The sequence below is a fragment of the Dorea sp. AM10-31 genome (genome assembly GCF_003435815.1).
Classification (GTDB): Bacteria; Bacillota; Clostridia; order Lachnospirales; family Lachnospiraceae; genus Dorea_D; species Dorea_D hominis.
Map to the genome: position 1 here is coordinate 327964 of NZ_QTUV01000002.1, position 17751 is coordinate 345714.

General features: G+C 42.4%; 18 protein-coding genes. 1 reads left to right on the forward strand and 17 read right to left on the reverse strand.

The window, feature by feature from the left end; all coding sequences use genetic code 11:
* Window positions 1–259 precede the first annotated feature (259 nt).
* The 7 genes from DW125_RS04755 to DW125_RS04785 form a co-directional block, all read right to left on the reverse strand.
* Window positions 260–2836, reverse strand: a complete 2577-nt coding sequence (locus DW125_RS04755) for a heavy metal translocating P-type ATPase (RefSeq protein ID WP_117537281.1) — start codon at window positions 2834–2836, stop codon at window positions 260–262.
* A gap of 19 nt (window positions 2837–2855) precedes the next feature.
* Window positions 2856–3155 (reverse strand): metal-sensing transcriptional repressor, encoded by a 300-nt coding sequence (locus tag DW125_RS04760; protein WP_021859948.1) that lies wholly within the window; start codon window positions 3153–3155, stop codon window positions 2856–2858.
* A 108-nt stretch (window positions 3156–3263) separates the two neighbouring features.
* Window positions 3264–3776 carry a GNAT family N-acetyltransferase gene (locus DW125_RS04765; protein WP_117537282.1) on the reverse strand — a complete coding sequence of 171 codons (513 nt, stop codon included), beginning with the start codon at window positions 3774–3776 and terminating at the stop codon, window positions 3264–3266.
* A gap of 81 nt (window positions 3777–3857) precedes the next feature.
* On the reverse strand, window positions 3858–4598 hold the full coding sequence (tsaA, locus tag DW125_RS04770) for a tRNA (N6-threonylcarbamoyladenosine(37)-N6)-methyltransferase TrmO (RefSeq protein WP_242992893.1): 741 nt from the start codon (window positions 4596–4598) through the stop codon (window positions 3858–3860).
* Entirely contained in the window at window positions 4565–6265 is a 1701-nt protein-coding gene (locus DW125_RS04775) for an ABC-ATPase domain-containing protein (RefSeq protein ID WP_117537284.1), read from the reverse strand. Before DW125_RS04775 ends, tsaA begins: the two co-directional genes overlap by 34 nt.
* A gap of 2 nt (window positions 6266–6267) precedes the next feature.
* The gene (locus DW125_RS04780) at window positions 6268–6981 is read right to left on the reverse strand and encodes a pentapeptide repeat-containing protein (RefSeq protein ID WP_242992894.1); all 714 of its coding nucleotides are present in this window, start codon (window positions 6979–6981) and stop codon (window positions 6268–6270) included.
* Between the two features lie 14 nt (window positions 6982–6995).
* Window positions 6996–7538 (reverse strand): prolyl-tRNA synthetase associated domain-containing protein, encoded by a 543-nt coding sequence (locus DW125_RS04785; RefSeq protein WP_021859953.1) that lies wholly within the window; start codon window positions 7536–7538, stop codon window positions 6996–6998.
* A 224-nt stretch (window positions 7539–7762) separates the two neighbouring features.
* Here DW125_RS04785 and DW125_RS04790 point away from each other — a divergent pair, with 224 nt between their 5' ends.
* On the forward strand, window positions 7763–8341 hold the full coding sequence (locus DW125_RS04790; protein WP_021859954.1) for a Maf family protein: 579 nt from the start codon (window positions 7763–7765) through the stop codon (window positions 8339–8341).
* Here DW125_RS04790 and DW125_RS04795 read toward each other — a convergent pair.
* The 10 genes from DW125_RS04795 to gcvH form a co-directional block, all read right to left on the reverse strand.
* Window positions 8338–9579: an aspartate aminotransferase family protein gene (locus DW125_RS04795; RefSeq protein WP_021859955.1), complete on the reverse strand. Its 1242-nt coding sequence runs from the start codon at window positions 9577–9579 to the stop codon at window positions 8338–8340. The genes DW125_RS04790 and DW125_RS04795 overlap by 4 nt on opposite strands.
* 264 nt (window positions 9580–9843) lie before the next feature.
* The gene (gene rpsU, locus DW125_RS04805; protein ID WP_004054229.1) at window positions 9844–10020 is read right to left on the reverse strand and encodes a 30S ribosomal protein S21; all 177 of its coding nucleotides are present in this window, start codon (window positions 10018–10020) and stop codon (window positions 9844–9846) included.
* A gap of 143 nt (window positions 10021–10163) precedes the next feature.
* Entirely contained in the window at window positions 10164–10403 is a 240-nt protein-coding gene (locus DW125_RS04810) for a hypothetical protein (protein WP_117537286.1), read from the reverse strand.
* Window positions 10404–10410: 7 nt separating this feature from the next.
* Entirely contained in the window at window positions 10411–11262 is an 852-nt protein-coding gene (locus tag DW125_RS04815) for a bifunctional 5,10-methylenetetrahydrofolate dehydrogenase/5,10-methenyltetrahydrofolate cyclohydrolase (RefSeq protein WP_117537287.1), read from the reverse strand.
* Window positions 11263–11278: 16 nt separating this feature from the next.
* On the reverse strand, window positions 11279–11905 hold the full coding sequence (locus tag DW125_RS04820; RefSeq protein ID WP_117537412.1) for a cyclodeaminase/cyclohydrolase family protein: 627 nt from the start codon (window positions 11903–11905) through the stop codon (window positions 11279–11281).
* A gap of 155 nt (window positions 11906–12060) precedes the next feature.
* Complete coding sequence (lpdA, locus tag DW125_RS04825; RefSeq protein WP_021859959.1) at window positions 12061–13464, reverse strand: dihydrolipoyl dehydrogenase; 1404 nt, start codon at window positions 13462–13464, stop codon at window positions 12061–12063.
* A 25-nt stretch (window positions 13465–13489) separates the two neighbouring features.
* Window positions 13490–14488 carry a lipoate--protein ligase gene (locus DW125_RS04830; protein WP_021859960.1) on the reverse strand — a complete coding sequence of 333 codons (999 nt, stop codon included), beginning with the start codon at window positions 14486–14488 and terminating at the stop codon, window positions 13490–13492.
* Window positions 14489–14512: 24 nt separating this feature from the next.
* A complete protein-coding gene (gene gcvPB, locus DW125_RS04835) occupies window positions 14513–15943 on the reverse strand; it encodes an aminomethyl-transferring glycine dehydrogenase subunit GcvPB (protein WP_021859961.1) in 1431 nt (476 codons plus the stop codon).
* 3 nt (window positions 15944–15946) lie between these two features.
* Window positions 15947–17257: an aminomethyl-transferring glycine dehydrogenase subunit GcvPA gene (gene gcvPA, locus DW125_RS04840; RefSeq protein WP_021859962.1), complete on the reverse strand. Its 1311-nt coding sequence runs from the start codon at window positions 17255–17257 to the stop codon at window positions 15947–15949.
* 37 nt (window positions 17258–17294) lie between these two features.
* Window positions 17295–17675, reverse strand: a complete 381-nt coding sequence (gcvH, locus tag DW125_RS04845) for a glycine cleavage system protein GcvH (protein WP_021859963.1) — start codon at window positions 17673–17675, stop codon at window positions 17295–17297.
* Window positions 17676–17751: the final 76 nt, after the last annotated feature.

Below are 17751 nucleotides of genomic sequence, written 5' to 3' on the forward strand. Positions count from 1 at the left end.
AATAGTTTTCAGACTATCCACTTTCCTGTCACAATAAAATCAAATCTATCTAAAAATGATTCATGTTCAATATCAACCAATAGTCACCCGATTGTGCTATGGTGAGAGTGGATACTCTTCTTTGTTGTTTCACACAAAAGATAATTTACCATAAATTCATATTACTGTCAACTGTTAACTTGAATTTTCTTATCATTTTTCTTATCTTCTGTTCCTCTTCCACATTATAAGCTTCTTTTTTCTCAAATGCAATTGTTAATTAGCCGACTGAGACTACTTTGTAATCTTTGTCTTCTACTGCTTTTGTAAGTACATCATCTGCAACTTCGTGGCTCATCTTTACAACTGCTGTTCCTGCTTCGTGGCTGACAATTGCCTCTTCTACGCCGTCTAATGCTTCCAGCGCTTTTTTTACTGCTGCCTCACAGTGTCCACACATCATTCCTTCAATCTTCATTGTTTTCTCCATTGTTGTTTCCTCCTTTTTCTTTTCATTATTTTTAATTGTTAATCCTTCATCTGCCATTTCTACAGTTCCGGTTTTTGCAGCTTTTTTTAATTTTTTATCTTTGCTTGCATCCAACATGTTAAACCAGTTCAGACGCAATGCATTGCTTACAACACAGAAACTTGAAAGACTCATCGCTGCTGCGCCGAACATTGGATTTAATTTCCACCCAAAGATCGGATACCACAGTCCTGCTGCCAGCGGGATTCCGATCACATTGTAGAAAAATGCCCAGAACAGATTCTCATGAATATTCCGAAGTGTTGCGCGACTTAACCGAATCGCCGCCGGAACATCGCTTAAGCGGCTCTTCATCAATACAACATCCGCTGCATCAATGGCAATATCTGTACCTGCGCCTATGGCAATACCAACATCTGCTCTTGTCAGTGCCGGTGCGTCATTGATACCATCGCCGACCATCGCTGTCTTGCCCTGCTTCTTTAAATCACGGACCACTGCTTCTTTTCCGTCCGGAAGCACACCTGCGATTACTTCATCTACGCCTGCCTGCTTTCCGATTGCTTTCGCTGTCCGCTCATTATCACCGGTCAGCATGACAACATGGATACCCATATTCTGTAGTTCGCGGATCGCACGCGGACTGTCCTCTTTCATAACATCCGCTACGGCAATGATTCCCATCAATTTGTCTTCTCTTGCGAAGAACAAAGGCGTCTTCCCATCTTCGGCAAGCTCCTGCGCCTGTTCTTTCATTTCCTCACTTATTTCAACCAGACCGCTGATATACTGGTAACTGCCTCCAACCAGCTTCTGTCCGTTTAACATACCGGAGAGACCATTTCCAGCTGCGATCTGGAAATCTTCCACTTCTGCAAGATCCTCAAGACCTTCTGTGCCAAGACTTTCTACAGCCGATGTGATTGCTCTCGCCAGTGGATGTTCACTCTTTCGCTCCAGCACATACGCTGTGAAGAGCAATTCTTCCTCACTGACATTATCTTCCGCAACAAGATCCGTTACTTTCGGTTCTCCCTTTGTAATTGTTCCTGTCTTATCTAATGCGACAATCTCTGTCTTTCCTGTCTCTTCCAGGGAAACGGCTGTCTTAAACATTATTCCATGCTTTGCACCCATTCCGTTACCAACCATGATCGCAACAGGTGTTGCCAGTCCAAGCGCACACGGACAGCTGATTACAAGAACTGCAATTCCTCTTGCCAGTGCAAAACCAATCGTCTGTCCGGCGATCAGCCAGATCAGAGTTGTTACAGTCGCAATCCCGATAACTGCCGGCACAAATACGCCGGATACCCGGTCTGCGACTTTGGCGATCGGCGCCTTTGTAGCCGCTGCGTCACTGGCCATCTGAATAATCTGTGATAAGGTCGTATCTTCTCCGACTCTTGTCGCTTCACATTTTAAAAATCCGGACTGGTTCATGGTAGCTGCCGACACACTGTCTCCAACTGTTTTGTCCACCGGAATACTCTCTCCGGTAAGTGCCGCTTCATCCACTGCACTGCTTCCTTCTATAACCGTCCCATCTACCGGAATATTCTCACCCGGTCTTACAACAAAGATATCACCAATCTTCACCTGATCAATTGTTACTTCTGCCTCTTTTCCCTGACAAAGAACGACTGCCTTCTTCGGCGCAAGCTTCATAAGTCCTTTCAGCGCATCGGTTGTTTTACCTTTCGATCTTGCTTCAAGCATCTTGCCGACTGTAATAAGCGTCAGGATCATTGCCGCTGACTCAAAATAAAATTCATGCATATAGGATATAACAAGTTCTGCATTGCCCTTCATCTGCGCATCTGTCATCGCAAATAATGCATACGTACTATATACAAATGATGCGCCGGATCCAAGTGCAACCAACGTGTCCATATTCGGTGCACGATGAATCAATCCTTTGAAGCCGCTGATAAAGAACTTCTGATTGATCACCATGATCACGATTGTAAATAACATCTGGATAAGTCCCATTGCTACATGATTGCCGCTAAGGAACCCCGGCAGTGGCCAGTTCCACATCATATGGCCCATAGATAAATACAACAATGGCACAAGGAAGCATAATGACGCAATCAGTCTCTTCTTAAGAACCGGTGTTATCTTATCCTTCAGGAAATCTTCATCCCGGGCTTCTTTTAATTTCTCCGTTCCTTTCATAGAAGCTCCGTATCCTGCCTTTTCTACCGCCTCTATAATCTGCTCTGGTGTAGCTGTTCCATCAACTCCCATTGAGTTTGTCAAAAGACTTACAGAACAGGATGTCACTCCGTCTACTTTCAACACAGCCTTTTCTACACGGGTACTGCAGGCTGCACAGCTCATACCCGTAACGTTATACTGTTCCATTCTGATCATCCTTTTCTTACTATTTCATCAGTTTTTGAAGTGTAGCTACCAGTTCATCCACTGTCTCTTCTTTTCCTTTGCGGATATCTTCTGCTACACAGGTTCGGATATGGTTTGCAAGCAACACTTTGTTGAAACTATTAAGTGCTGCATTCACAGCTGAGACCTGCACAAGAATATCGGTACAGTAAACATCGTTCTCCACCATCTTTTTGATTCCCCTTACCTGCCCTTCAATACGGTTCAGTCTGTGGATCAAATCTTTGTATTCTTTTTCCGAACGTTCTTTCGTTTTGTGACAGCATGTTTTTTCTTCCATATTCTTCACCTCTTTCCGGTCTATATTATATACCCCACATAGGTATATTTCAACCATTGTTTTTCATTCTTACTGAATCTTTTTTTCGATACGGATGTCAGAATTTTTTTATAATATCTTTTCGAAACCTATGCGGAGTGCACCTTTCTCCGGTCCACCTGCCAGATGGATCTCTCCGCATCTTTCAAATCCGGCTTTTCCAAGCGCTCTCTGCATCGGAATATTCCCCGGATGGGTATCAATACGCACACTTGAAAATCCAAGTGTTTCTGCCATACGGAACCCATGCGCAAACATCTTTCCTGCCACTCCTTTTCCTTTTGCTTCCTCTGCTACACATACGCGGTGCATTGCTGCATACGGTCCCGCACTAATCCACTCGCCTTCTATTTCATAATAAGATATGTCCGGTGTTGTCTGAAATGCAAAGATTCCAAGAATGATTCCATCTTCTTCTGCTACGTAAGTACATTGATTCTTAATATCATTCTCCCAGATTTTTCTCGATGGATATCCTTTCTGCCACTGATCCAGTCCAAGATTTTTAAGTCCAGCCTTTGCCTGTGCGGTAATCTCACACATACGTTCCAGATCTTTCTCTCTTGCAATTCTAAATTCCATTTTGTTTCTCCATTTCTGTTTATTTTTCTTTGCTTTTCATTTTTTATTCTTTGAAATAATATTTGCCGCTATTATTTGCAATCATTGCATTTCATTTCTATCCTCTTCAATTTCACATATTTCAGCAACACCATCCACTACCCGGAAACGCACTTCCATTCCTGCAAAGCTCATTCCATATACCCTCTCCGGGTTTTCCTGATACGCCGGTCTTGGATCTTCTGCAAGTATTTCCTTTAAAGCCGGAATCTTTTCACGTTTTTCTTCAGATAGTGACTCTTCAATTTCAGGAGGGATTGATACTCCCAGACCGTATTCTTTTACTCGTCCTGCAAATCCAGCTTCTGCTTCCGGATACGCATCGATATGTGGTAAATATGGTTTCACATCATAAATTGGTGTCCCGTTCATCAGATCTGCTCCGCTTACGATTAGCACCGGTCCATCCTCATGTTCCCAGTCAATGGTTGTCAGTTTTACACAGGATAACCCCATTCCATTTGGACGAAATGGGGATCTAGTTGCAAATACACCGACTCTCTGATTTCCTCCAAGCCTTGGCGGGCGGACAGTCGGACGCCAGTTTGTACCCTCTGCCTCTGAAAAATCCCAGATCAGCCACAGATGTGAATACTCTTCCAGTCCACGGAACGCTTCCGGCTTGCGGTATTCCGGCAGGAAATGAATCTCTGCCTGTGTATTTACAAGGCCACTCTGCCTTGGGATTCCGAATTTTTCTGGGAAATCCCCTTCTATATATGCAATTGGCCGAATACTCTTTTCTGTCATCATAACTGAAGCCCCCGGTAACGGTTCAGACATGCGCAGAGTTCCTCTTTTCGCGGAAGTGCCAGATTGCCTGGAAGCTCATGCTCTCCAAGAACATCCTTTAACCCCTGTCTTTCTATATCTCTGTACAAGGATTCAACCAGTTCACAAATGGAAGTCTTCCCATTCATCCGATGTGTTTCCAGTTCTCTCATAAGATACCCCAAGCAGTTAAGCTGTTCTTCATCTGCCACTTGTTCTACATAACGCAGATCAATTGTTTCTGATCCCAGCATAATACCATCTTTTCCCAGTGTTTTTAATTTGATTCTTCCTCTGTGTTCCAGTCCTGTATTTTTCTTTGGACATCTTTTCATGATCGGTTTCTGAATTTCTTTTTCTAAAAACTGAAGTCCCTGATATCCGGCTGTTGCCTCTTTTGCTCTGGACGTGATCTCACGTGGCTGGTAGCGGTCCATCTGCACGATCACATCTGCCACCTGAAAATAAGCCCCGGAACTTCCTGCTACAAGTACTGTTGAGATACCAAATTTCTTATAAAAATACTGCATCCGTTCTATAAATGGTGTGATTGGTTCCATATCTTTGTGAATCACTTTCTGCATCAGCTCGTCTCTCACCATAAAATTTGTTGCACTGGTATCTTCATCAATTAAAAATGTACTCGCTCCGGCTTCCATCGCTTCAATCACATTTGCCGCCTGCGACGTACTGCCGCTGGCATCTTCCGTATCAAAACTGACGGTATCTTTCTGATTTGGAAGATCACTTATAAACATAGAAATATCTGTATGTTTAATACTTCTTCCATCTTCTGCCCGAATCTTCACAGCATCCGGATCTGTGATCACATATTCTCTTCCGTCTCCGGCTATATGAGGATAAATCCCCATCTCCAGTGCTTTCAGAAGCGTAGATTTTCCATGATAGCCTCCGCCGACGATCAACGTAATCCCGCGCCTGATTCCCATTCCGCTTATCTCACCATAATACGGAAGCTTTAAAGTCACTCTCACAGATTCCGGTGATACAAACGGTACTGCATCTTTCATCGGCTTTTGGGATACACCTGACATTCTCGGCAGTACAGAGCCATCTGCCACAAAAGCCACCAGACCATATTCCTTAAGCTGTCTGCGGATTGCTTCCTGATCCTCCGAAAGTTCCATAACATTTTCAAGTTTCCTTATATCCAAATTTTTATAATAAAGTGTCTCCTGCACGCAAGACGGCAGATATTGAAAAAAAATCTTCTCCAGTTCTCTCGCATTTACCGTTCTTCCATTTGCCGGGAAGCCCACTTCAAACCGTAGAATAACGGTTCCGTCTTCCCTTATATCTGCGGCTGTCCGCTCCAGTACTTCCTGTCCGCAGTTTGTCACACGGATCAGACCACTTTTACCGGAACCTTTTGCCTGAAACGAATATTTTCTGATCCCGGATGCAAATATACGGATAAGCGCATCTTCAAGCGCCATCTTCTTCCACTGTTTATCATACAGTCTTTCTGGCAATCCTGCTGTTTTCTCCTCAACTTCTATATGTACTCTGGACGGTGCCGCAAACGGATCACCCTGCACATGGTCAATTCCAAGCACATATCCTGAAAACCGGTAACTGCCTTTCAGATTTTTGTATGCCGGATAGCTCTTACGATCGATCTGTCCTAATAAATTTCTTAATTCTTCTGCTGTTTTCATCTCTAATATGCCTCTGCTTCTTCTCTTGTCATCCAGAAATGGATACCGGTTGTGGAATCCATCCACCGGTCTTCGTTAAAATCTTTTACTTCCACCCACTCACCTCTTTTATATTCAAAGTTTTCATCTACGAGAGACCATGCCTCATCATAATTTTTTTTGAAATCGAAACTCTTGATCGTCAGGACCTTGGCTTTGTTGCACCGGCAGGACGGCAATGTTGCTGACGTGCGAAGTGCATCTGCCGGAATCAGAAGCTGTACCATCCGGTCATTAATGCATTTCTTATATCCTAAAAATGCTCCCGTCTCCGGGCAGCGCAGACGGAACCACTGTGTCGCTTCGTCCGACTGTATATTTGTAAGATCTGCATTTTCCAGCACAGCCCCATAGAGGTTTGCGCCTTTTATATTGCAGTCACTCATATCGCAGAACCTGAAAGATGCGGTCCTCATATTTGCATTTTCAAAATTTGCACCGTGCATGGAACATCCGTCAAACAGCGCATTCTCCACACTGCTGTAGTGGAAATCTACATTATTTAACATCACGCCATCAAAGGAACACAGTGTAAAATCCGTATTACTTAAATCCGTTCCGCTTAAATCTCCTTTTTCCAGCTGTACTTCACGAAATACAAGCCGTTCTCCCGATTTCCTGTTTTCAAGCTTCTCTTTCAGGTCGGATAATTTCAATTCCTGCATCCTGTCATTCATATACTCACATCCTTTTACAAATCAACAATTTTAGCTCTATGATGAATATGCGGCAAAAATTTCTTCAACAGATCTTCTGTCTTAATCTTCAAATGCGTCGTATTGATTCCTGTATTGCATACAAAATACTCGCCCTCAGCCACCTCTTTATCAAGAATAAGCTGTACATAATCATCTTCATCATTCAAAAGTCCGACAACACTTGCAGATCCCGGTTTTGTTCCCAAATGCTCCCACATATGCTCCGGTGAAGCAAATGACATATGTGATACGCCTAGTTTTTTACTGAATGAGGACGCGTCAAAGTCTTTCTCCTCCGGCATTACAAGAAGGAAAAATGTAGTCTTCTTCCGGTTGCACAAAAACACATCTTTCCGCACCGGCGCGCCAAGAACTTTACCGATATCCCTACACTCTTCCATGGAAGATGCCGGATCGTTATCGACTCTTTCAAATGGGATTCCAAGCTTGTCAAATACTTTATACACTTTCTGCTCCAGCGGCACACGCTCGCTGACATTTTCCGGTACTGTTGTTACAATTTCACTGATATACATTTCTATGTTCCTCCTGTCTGTTTCCTATTTTGCTATTATAACACAACACGCTTTTCTTCCAATATGGTCTTTCTATTTTTCTTATAATATAATAGCATTTTTCATTCGGTTTTTCAGAAAATACAAACAGTACTGTAATTAACTACAGAAAAAATATTGATTTTTACTTTCTTAGGGAAAACTGATATAATATGAAAGAATTTTCAAAGAAAGGAATTTTATTTATGAAATATATTTTAGCTTCTGCTTCTCCACGTAGAAAAGAACTGCTCAGAAAAACCGGCATTTCATTCGAAATCATGCCATCTTCCAAAGAAGAAGTCATTACCGAGGAATTACCGGCTGATGTTGTTACTGAACTGGCTTATCAGAAAGCCGCAGATATTTTTAGTCTTTACCACAAAATTCATGACGAAGATTTTACTGTCATTGGAGCAGATACTGTTGTTTCTTATAAAGATGAAATACTTGGCAAACCTGCCGATGAACAGGAAGCATTGGATATGCTTTCTATGCTCGCCGACCGTACCCACCAGGTCTACACAGGTGTTTCACTTCTAATCTGGAAAAATGGCAGAAAAATAATACGAACTTTTTATGAAAAAACAGAAGTTACATTCTACCCGATTATGAGAGAAGATCTGCTGTCTTATATCGCCACCGGCGATCCAATGGATAAAGCGGGTGCCTACGGCATCCAGGGGGATTTTGCTATCCATGTAAAATCTATCAATGGCGATTATAATAATGTAGTAGGTCTTCCAATCGGTCATCTGTATCAGGAATTGAAACTTGCATTTTAGCCTGCAAGTTTCAGCTCTTCGTATTTTTCTGCTGCGTCTGCAATGGCAGCTTTCATAATGATCATCAGTTCATCAATCTGTTTCTTTGTAACAATAAGCGGCGGGATCATACGGTTAACGCTGTCTCCGATCGCTGTGATCAGTGCCATGCGGTCCAGGCAGCCATGTTTTACTTCCAGTGCGATCGGTATATCATACTCACATCCAACAAGAAGTCCTCGTCCTCTTGCTTCTTTTACATGTGGAAGTTTTGCAAGCTGTTCTTTCATATATTCTCCCATTTCTTTTGCATTTCCACTCAGATCGTTGTCCAGGATTTCACTGACTGCTGCATATGCTGATGCGCAAGCAAGTGCGTGTCCGCCATAAGTAGATCCGTGTGTTCCTGCTGTAAATGCTTTTGCAACTTTTTTTGTTGCGCAGCATGCTCCGATCGGCATTCCGCCACCCATTGCTTTTGCCATGGATACTGCATCCGGTTTTACGCCATATCCCATGTATGCCATCGGCGCTCCGGTACGTCCCCATCCGGTCTGTACTTCATCAAACAGAAGTAACATATCGTTATCATCACATAATTTGCGGAGTCCTTCGATAAATTCCTGTGTTGCAGGATGTACACCACCCTCGCCCTGTACAGGTTCGATCATGATCGCGATTGTATTTTTTGTAACTTTGGATGCAAAATCTTCCAGATTGTTATATTCTGCATAAGAAAATCCTGGAAGCATCGGTTTGAATCCCATCTGAATCGCATTGTCTGTCTGACCGGTTGCAGACATTGCTCCGTAAGTTCTTCCGTGGAAACCATTTTTCGCTGTGATGATATGATATCTTTCCGGTCCGAAATTATCTGTTCCATATTTTCTCGCCATCTTGATCATACATTCATTTGCTTCTGTTCCGGAGTTTTGATAAAATATCTTATCCATTCCGATCGTATCACAGATTTTCTTTGCAAGTAATGCCTGCGGGATTGTATATGGATAGTTAAATGTATGTACAATGTCACCTAACTGGTCTTTGATTGCAGCTTCTACTTTTGCATTTCTATTACCTGCACTGTTTACAGCAACACCGCCGTAGAAATCAAGGTATGCATTTCCCTCTTCGTCATATATATACATTCCTTCAGCACGTTCTGCGATAAAATCATATCTTTCGTAAGTTTCTACCATGTATTTGTTGACAATTGCTTTCAGTTCCTTTGCTGATAAACCTGTATCTTTTAATCTCATTGTCTCATTCCTCCTAATAATAAATTTATCTTCCGCTTCGCGCGAGTACGCATCCTGCGGAGTATTTTTATATATCTTTCAAGATATATTTTTGTTACACAGAAAATAGAATTTTCTGTGTACAGCGATAAAACACGCTTCGCGAGTTTTATCCGCTGATTAACGGTCGTCAAATGCTGCCATGCAAGCATGTCGCATTTTCCTCGTCGTTATAACAAAAAAGGACACTGTATCATCTGATACAGCATCCTTGCTTTGCACATATTAGTTATATTTGCGCTTTCTTGCAGCTTCTGATTTTTTCTTACGTCTTACGCTTGGTTTTTCGTAATGCTCTCTCTTACGAATCTCCTGCTGAATACCAGCCTTTGCGCAGTTTCTTTTAAATCTGCGTAAAGCGCTATCTAACGTTTCGTTTTCTTTAACGATTACATTTGACATAGTCTCACACCTAACCTCCCCTCCAGTCCTATATTGTGCATCATACGACTGATCGGGTATTTTTATTGCACTACATAAGATTATAGCACATATTTTCTTTACGTCAATGTTTTTCTTTAACTTTGGGAAAACTTTCCAATTTTTTATGCCATCTGGTGCTGTTTCATCATCATTGTTACTACACTGTAATACAAACTGAATGCAATCACTGCACACACACCGGTTGTCACAATATATTGTGGTATCCGACTTATGAACAGCGCAGTAAATGATGTTCCGTACAGCATGCTCAAAGCATACGTTGAGACAAAGAGCACTGTAACCAGATTACTTACTGCTGTTGCAACAACAAAACGCATACAGCTTTTTTTCTCCCATCCCATCTGTTTTTCATTCTGTTCTGTTTTTTGCACTTCTTATAACGTGGCTTGCAAGCACGGACGTTGTTACACTGCCCACTCCTTTTGGAACCGGGCTGATATAAGAAGCCTTCTCCTTTACCTTCTCATAATCTACATCACCGCACATATTACCGTTTTCGTCAATGTTAATTCCTACATCCACCACAACAGCTCCTTCTTTTATCATATCTGCAGTAATAAATTTTGCTTTTCCTGCACAGGCAACGACAATATCTGCGTTCCTACATTCTTCTTTCAGATCTTTTGTTCTTGTATGACATACCGTGATCGTTGCATGATCTTTTAACATCATCATAGCCAAGGGTTTTCCAACCACCATACTGCGCCCCACGATCGTCACTTTCTTTCCTGTCAGATCTATGTGAAAATGATGAAGCATCTCCATAACAGCCTGTGCTGTGCATGGTGCATGTCCTTCAGTCTCACCTAAAAATACTCTCGCACTGTTGAACGGACTCATGCAGTCCACATCCTTCTCCGGATGTATCATAAGCTTCACCGGTTCTTCATCCAGGCCTTCCGGCAATGGACGGAATAATAAAATTCCATCTACTTTCGGATCGTCATTTACTTCTGCAAATGCGCGTTCGAAATTCTCCTGTGAAATCGTCTTCGGAAGTTCTACAACCTTACAGTCAATTCCTACCATTTCCATACGTTTTTTTGCGCTTCTTTCATACGCAAGGTCATCTCCTCTGGTGCCAACACGGATGATTGCAAGGCATGGATGGATTCCTTTTTCTTTTAACAATTCCACATCCCGAATCAGCTCTTCCTTCATGGTCTTCGCCACTTCTGTTCCAAGCATTACTGTACTCATAGCCTTCTCCTCCGTATTAACTTTTAAGCTGGACACAGACACCGGCATAAATTCTTTCTTTGTATGCCTGCCCCTCAGCAATAAGCCGGTTTGCAGTTTCATTCAGTTCGCAGGCACGTTCCGCGTTCTTCATTAGACCTGTATTGATAAATACATTCAGTGAAGCACCCTCCAGTGCCGCCTGCGCAAACAGGATTCCAACACCGACATCACTGATCGCGATGCGGCTGCCCTTCTCTCCCAGTATCTCCAGAAGTTTCATGGATTCCAGAACTGTTTTCATGATCTCCATCGGAGTCAGACTTGCCTCGTACAAAGCCTGCTCCAGGATCCGCTCTTTCTCCGCCTTCTCCTCCGGCGTATTCTTCGGAAGTCCATATGCTTTTGACAATGGTTCAAATGCTTTTGCATCCTCATCTGTAAGCACAATAAGACGATCTCTGATCTTCTCTAATCTTCCACATATCTCAATCATTTCTGCTTCTACATCCGCATACTTTTTCTTTCCGACTGTCAGATTGGCAACCATCATGCCAAGTGCAGCCCCAAAAGCACCAACAGCGGCGGAAGCTCCTCCGCCGCCTGGAACGGGTGCAGAAGAAGAAAGAACATTCAAAAATTCTGTTGTTTTCTTCTCCAGCATCATCCTTCATTCCTCCTGCCTTTTTATGCATTTCCCCAATAGCCGGAAGATGATATTGGAAATTCAGCTTTCGGCACTTTTTTCATTATATTTTAAAGTGCTGTCTGTTGCAACTAAATTTCTTCTATTTGGATGAATTCCTGTTAATTTTTATCTTATTTTTTCTTTTTTGGTGCAATATGGATTGCTCCACCTTCCAACTCTTCCAGTGCCTCCCCAATACCTTCATTGTAAGTCGGATGTGCGCGCATTCCTTTTAACAGCTGCGCTACTGTCATTTTATTTGCAACTGCTGTTGCGATCTCGCCGATCATATCTGTTGCACGTGCACACATCATCTGTGCTCCGAGAACAACATCTGTCTCTTCATTTACAACAATTTTAATAAAACTTCTCTCTTCTTTTGTGATTAATGATTTTCCGTTGGCGCTCATAATGAACTTACCTGTTTTTACCGGAATTTCCGCTGCCTTCGCATCATCCTCTGTTATACCTACCGAAGCAATCTCTGGCTCTGTATATACACAGCCCGGCACAACTGACAAATCAATGGATGGATCTTTTCCGTTCAAATATTCGATTACAACCACCCCCTGTGCACTTGCTGTATGTGCTAACTGCATTCCCTTGATCAGATCACCGATCGCATACACTCCCGGGATGCTGGTCTTGAAATGTTCATCTACAACGATTCTACCTCTTTCCATCTCCGGCACAGCATCTTCCGCAAACAATCCTTCTGTATTTGGAATACGTCCGACTGCGCAGAGAACATACTGGGCAGATGCTTCGCATTCTTTCTCCTTTTCGGTATATTTGCAAACGTATGCGCCGTCTCTTTCCTCTACGGACTGTACGCCGGCAGATGTATGCACATCAATATCTCTCTTTTTCAGCAGCATCTTAAGGCTCTGTGAAATCTCTTTGTCCATATTCGGTACAAGTCTTGGCATTGCCTCAAGAATCGTTACTTTACATCCGAGTGCTGAAAATGCAGTTGCGAACTCGACACTGATAACTCCGCCGCCAATAATTACGAGACTTTCCGGCATTTCTTCCAGCTTGAATAATTCATCACTGGATAATACCCCCTTAAGATCCATTCCAGGAAGTGGAAGCATAAATGGTTTACTTCCTGCTGCAAGAATAATATTTCTAGCTTCAAGTACCTGTATTTCTTTCCCTTCCACCTGTACTCTATGACTTCCAAGCAATGTTCCATGTCCGGATACAAGTGTTACTCCGTTCGCTTTTAAGAGCTGCTCGATGCCCTGAACAAGCTGATCGGTTGTTCCCTGTTTGTATTCCAGAATCTTACTGTAATTAAAAGAAACATCGGATGCCGACACACCAAATTTTTCTGCTTCCTTCATCTCTCTGTACAGAGAGGATGCATGAATCATTGCTTTTGCCGGAATACAGCCGCGGTTCAGGCATGTTCCTCCAACACGGACATTCTCTACCAGCGCAACCTGCATGCCTTCTTTTGCTGCCTTGATTGCAGCCACATAGCCACCCGGTCCTCCTCCGACAACAATTACATCAAATTTATCACTCATGTTCTCGATCTCCTCTACAATCTGATTACCATTCGACGGTTTTTAACCAGGCAATAATGTCTTTCATCATTTGGTTTTCACCGTCATCTTCCGACCAGTACAGCCCAAGTTCTGTACAAATATTATCTTTTTTATACTTGATTCCCTTTAAATATTTTGGAATTTCTTCTGCTATTGCCGGCTTTAACGCATCTGTATACACAATAATATCTGCAATCCTACCTTCCTGCACACACATATCCAGTGATATCTGTCCCCAGTTAAACCGATGTGTAAGTGTCTCGTCAAACGGAATTTTACGCCCAAACTTCCAGTTCCATGAACCCAGACGTTCTGTAATATTATTAACCTCAGCCGGTTCTGATTTTTCCATTGACAGCACTTCAGCCTGCCCGCCATATACTTCTTCGAATGCTTCTCTAAGCGCTTCTTTCATGCGGTCCACTGTAATATCCGGAACCAGCTCTTTTATATTCACTACCCTGGATTTTACAGAATTTACACCTTTGGACTGTAATTTTTCTTTAGAAACTGTCAAATATTTTGACATCTCATCCAGCTTTACATCCAACATGATTGTTCCATGATGATAGCAACGTGAACCTTCTTTGTAAAATGCATTTCCGGAAAATTTTCTTCCATTAATTAGAATATCATTTCTTCCGGATTTTTCAGTACAGACACCGAACTTTGCTACCGCTTTTTGAATAACTTCAAGCTGTCTGTCTACATTATAATTTTCTTTATTTACAAGGAAAGTAAAATTCAGATTACCAAGATCATGATAGACTGCGCCGCCGCCGGATAATCTTCTTGCCAGATATCCACCTTCATTTTCCAGCTTCTCTGTCAGACATTCTGCCCATGCATTCTGATTCCGGCCGATCACAACCGTATGCTGATTCTGCCACAGATATAAGATACATTCTTCTTTTTGACAGTGGAAGAAAAGATATTCTTCCACTGCCAGGTTTTTATAAGGATTATACTGCTCGCTCTCAATATATGTTAACTTATTAACCACTTTATTATTCTCCTGCCATTCTAATTAGTCTTCAAACTGATATCTAAGAATCGGATGTCTTGCTGCTCCTACTTCATCCATTCTTGTTACTGGTGTTGTCATCGGAGCATTATGAAGACTCTCTGCATCCTCACCGGCAGTCTCATACAATTTGCGGAATACTGCAATCGCCTCATCCATTGTCTCTTTAGATTCTGTCTCTGTAGGCTCAACCATTAATGCTTCGTCCACGATCAGAGGGAAATACATTGTCGGTGGATGGATTTCGAAGTCGAGAAGTCCTTTTGCAATATCCATTGCTGATACACCTGTCTGTTTTTTCAGATCTGCAAGACTCATAACAAATTCATGCATGCACACTTCATCATAAGCCATTGTATAGAGATCTTTTAATTTATTCATCATATAATTAGCGTTCAGAACTGCATTCTTGCTTGCTTCCGGAATTCCTTCTTTTCCAAGTGTCATAACATAAGCCAGGGCACGTACTACAACAAGGAAATTTCCATAAAAGTTCTTCATCTCACCAATACTGTCTTTTTCTTTTACAGCAACCAGTTTGTCTTCACCTTCTACAAGAATCGATGGAAGGAATGGAACAAGGAATTCCTTGCATCCTACCGGTCCACTTCCCGGGCCGCCTCCACCGTGCGGAGTTGAGAATGTCTTATGAAGATTCAGATGAATAACATCAAATCCCATATCTCCTGGTCTTACTGTTCCCATAACTGCATTTAAGTTTGCTCCGTCATAGTAGCAGAGTCCGCCACAGTCATGAATAATCTTTGTAATCTCAAGAATATTCTTGTCAAACAAACCTACTGTATTCGGGTTTGTAAGCATAAGCCCGGCTACATCATCGCCTGCAATTTCTTTTAATTTTTCAATATCTACGCATCCATCCGGTCCTGAAGGAACACTCACTACTGAAAATCCTGCCATTGCTGCACTTGCCGGGTTCGTTCCGTGTGCAGAATCAGGAACGATAATCTTTTTACGTTTTTCATCTCCGTGGCTTTTATGATATGCTTTGATCAGAAGAAGTCCTGTAAACTCTCCATGCGCACCTGCTGCCGGTTGGAAAGTCATACGCTTCATTCCGGCGATCTCGCACAGATAGGATTCCAGTGTTTTAAATACTTCCAGACATCCCTGCACAGTCTCTGTCGGCTGTAACGGATGAATATCTGTAAATCCTTCCAATCCTGCTGCCACTTCATTAACTCTCGGATTATATTTCATAGTACAGGATCCCAATGGATAGAATCCATCGTTCACACCATGTGATTTCTTTGCCAGTTCTGTGTAATGTCTGCTAAGCTCGCCTTCTGAAAGCTCCGGCAGATGTAATTTCACTTCTCTTTTATCTTTTGCATCTAAAGTAACGACTGGTACATCGCACTCCGGAAGGTTCTGGCATTTTCTTCCTGTTTTGCTTTTTTCAAAAATCAGCATCCACTACACCTCCTTTAAGATCGATACTGCTTTGTCGATCTCTTCTTTTGTGTTCATCTCTGTACAGCACCAGAGAATCCGCTTGTCATCCAGTGGATATCCACCAAGGATGTCTTCGTCTTCCAGTGCCTTCAGTACTTTTTCAGAAGGTGTATCTGATACAGTTACAAATTCATGGAAGAAATTCTGTTTGTTTTCCACCTTAAATCCTGCTCCCGCAAGTTTCTCTGCCATGTAATGTGCTTTGGACATGCTCTGCTCGGCTGCTTTTGTCACACCTTCATTTCCCATGCAGGAAAGATATACACCAACAGCAAGTGCACAAAGTGCCTGGTTTGAACAGATGTTGCTGGATGCTTTCTCACGTCGGATATGCTGCTCTCTTGCCTGTAATGTCAGAACATAGCCTTTCTTTCCATTGTGATCTTCTGTCTCTCCGACAACTCGTCCAGGAAGCTTTCTCATCATACTTTCCACGCATGTCATGAAGCCGAGATATGGTCCGCCAAATGCAATTGGAAGTCCGAGTGGCTGTCCGTCGCCAACTGCAACATCTGCGCCATACTCTCTTGGTGTCTTCAGTGCTCCAAGAGAAATCGGATTCACACTCATAACGTATTTAGCGCCTGCCTCGTGTGCCACTTCGCCGATTGTCTGTGCATCTTCCAAACTTCCATAATAATTTGGATGCTGGATCAGCACACATGCTACCTGTTTATCAATATGTTCTTTCAGATAATCAATATCTGTCACTCCGTCTTTTTCCGGAATTACTTTGATTTCTAATTCGTTACCGAAGCAATATGTTTTAATAACTTCTAACACACTTGGCATTACTGTTGCTGAAACAAATGCTTTCTTACGTTTTCTGTCAGCACACATTGCAACCGCCTCTGCTGCTGCCGTAGCTCCGTCATAAACAGATGCATTGGATACATCCATTCCTGTAAGATCTGCCATCATTGTCTGATACTCAAAAATGGATTGCAGAATTCCCTGACTGATTTCTGCCTGATACGGTGTATATGCAGTCTGTAAATTTTCTTTTGAAATGACATTGTTTACCATAGCCGGAATATAGTGTCTGTATGCGCCTGCACCACGGAAAATTGTCGGAAATACTTTATTTTTCTTTGCGATTTCTTTCATCTTTTTCAGAACTTCCATCTCTGACATTCCTTCCGGAATATCTAAGCCGCCCTGGATCTTAACCTGCTCCGGGATGTGGCGGAATAAATCATCGATGCTCTCATATCCGATTTCATTCAGCATCGCTTTTCGCTCATCTAATGTGTTTGGAACATAACTACCCATGTTCTTTATCCACCGCCTTTCTTCACATTCTTATGTATTAAGCCTCTTCGCTTTCTACAAATGCTTTGTATGCGTCAGCATCTAACAGTTCTTCTGTCTCTTTTACTTCACCAACTTTTACAAACCATGCATCATAAGGTGCTTCGTTGATAGATTCCGGAGCATCTAACAGTTCTTCGTTGATCTCTGTTACAACACCTGAAACCGGTGAGAATACATCAGATACTGCTTTTACAGACTCAACATCTGCGAATGCTTCTCCGACTGTTACTTCATCTCCAACTTCCGGAAGGTTTATAAATACAAGATCTCCTAATTCAGACTGTGCATAATCTGTTAATCCGATCACGCTTACGTCTCCATCCTCTTTTATCCACTCGTGTGATTTTGAATACTTTAATTCTGCTCTTAATTCCATTGTTTTAATCTCCTTTTCTTTTATGATATAATATGCCCCTGTTTGTGATACCCTCGGTTTCAGACCTTTTCCCTGG

What these genes read in the sequence shown, in the direction of transcription:
- DW125_RS04755 (WP_117537281.1), bottom strand. Translation starts at nt 2,836, where the DNA reads ATGGAACAGTATAACGTTACGGGTATGAGCTGTGCAGCCTGCAGTACC.
- DW125_RS04760 (WP_021859948.1), bottom strand. Translation starts at nt 3,155, where the DNA reads ATGGAAGAAAAAACATGCTGTCACAAAACGAAAGAACGTTCGGAAAAA.
- lpdA (WP_021859959.1), bottom strand. Translation starts at nt 13,464, where the DNA reads ATGAGTGATAAATTTGATGTAATTGTTGTCGGAGGAGGACCGGGTGGC.
- DW125_RS04785 (WP_021859953.1), bottom strand. Translation starts at nt 7,538, where the DNA reads ATGTATATCAGTGAAATTGTAACAACAGTACCGGAAAATGTCAGCGAG.
- rpsU (WP_004054229.1), bottom strand. Translation starts at nt 10,020, where the DNA reads ATGTCAAATGTAATCGTTAAAGAAAACGAAACGTTAGATAGCGCTTTA.
- DW125_RS04820 (WP_117537412.1), bottom strand. Translation starts at nt 11,905, where the DNA reads ATGCTGGAGAAGAAAACAACAGAATTTTTGAATGTTCTTTCTTCTTCT.
- DW125_RS04810 (WP_117537286.1), bottom strand. Translation starts at nt 10,403, where the DNA reads ATGGGATGGGAGAAAAAAAGCTGTATGCGTTTTGTTGTTGCAACAGCA.
- DW125_RS04790 (WP_021859954.1), top strand. Translation starts at nt 7,763, where the DNA reads ATGAAATATATTTTAGCTTCTGCTTCTCCACGTAGAAAAGAACTGCTC.
- DW125_RS04780 (WP_242992894.1), bottom strand. Translation starts at nt 6,981, where the DNA reads ATGAATGACAGGATGCAGGAATTGAAATTATCCGACCTGAAAGAGAAG.
- DW125_RS04795 (WP_021859955.1), bottom strand. Translation starts at nt 9,579, where the DNA reads ATGAGATTAAAAGATACAGGTTTATCAGCAAAGGAACTGAAAGCAATT.
- tsaA (WP_242992893.1), bottom strand. Translation starts at nt 4,598, where the DNA reads ATGTCTGAACCGTTACCGGGGGCTTCAGTTATGATGACAGAAAAGAGT.
- DW125_RS04765 (WP_117537282.1), bottom strand. Translation starts at nt 3,776, where the DNA reads ATGGAATTTAGAATTGCAAGAGAGAAAGATCTGGAACGTATGTGTGAG.
- gcvH (WP_021859963.1), bottom strand. Translation starts at nt 17,675, where the DNA reads ATGGAATTAAGAGCAGAATTAAAGTATTCAAAATCACACGAGTGGATA.
- DW125_RS04775 (WP_117537284.1), bottom strand. Translation starts at nt 6,265, where the DNA reads ATGAAAACAGCAGAAGAATTAAGAAATTTATTAGGACAGATCGATCGT.
- gcvPB (WP_021859961.1), bottom strand. Translation starts at nt 15,943, where the DNA reads ATGCTGATTTTTGAAAAAAGCAAAACAGGAAGAAAATGCCAGAACCTT.
- DW125_RS04815 (WP_117537287.1), bottom strand. Translation starts at nt 11,262, where the DNA reads ATGAGTACAGTAATGCTTGGAACAGAAGTGGCGAAGACCATGAAGGAA.
- gcvPA (WP_021859962.1), bottom strand. Translation starts at nt 17,257, where the DNA reads ATGGGTAGTTATGTTCCAAACACATTAGATGAGCGAAAAGCGATGCTG.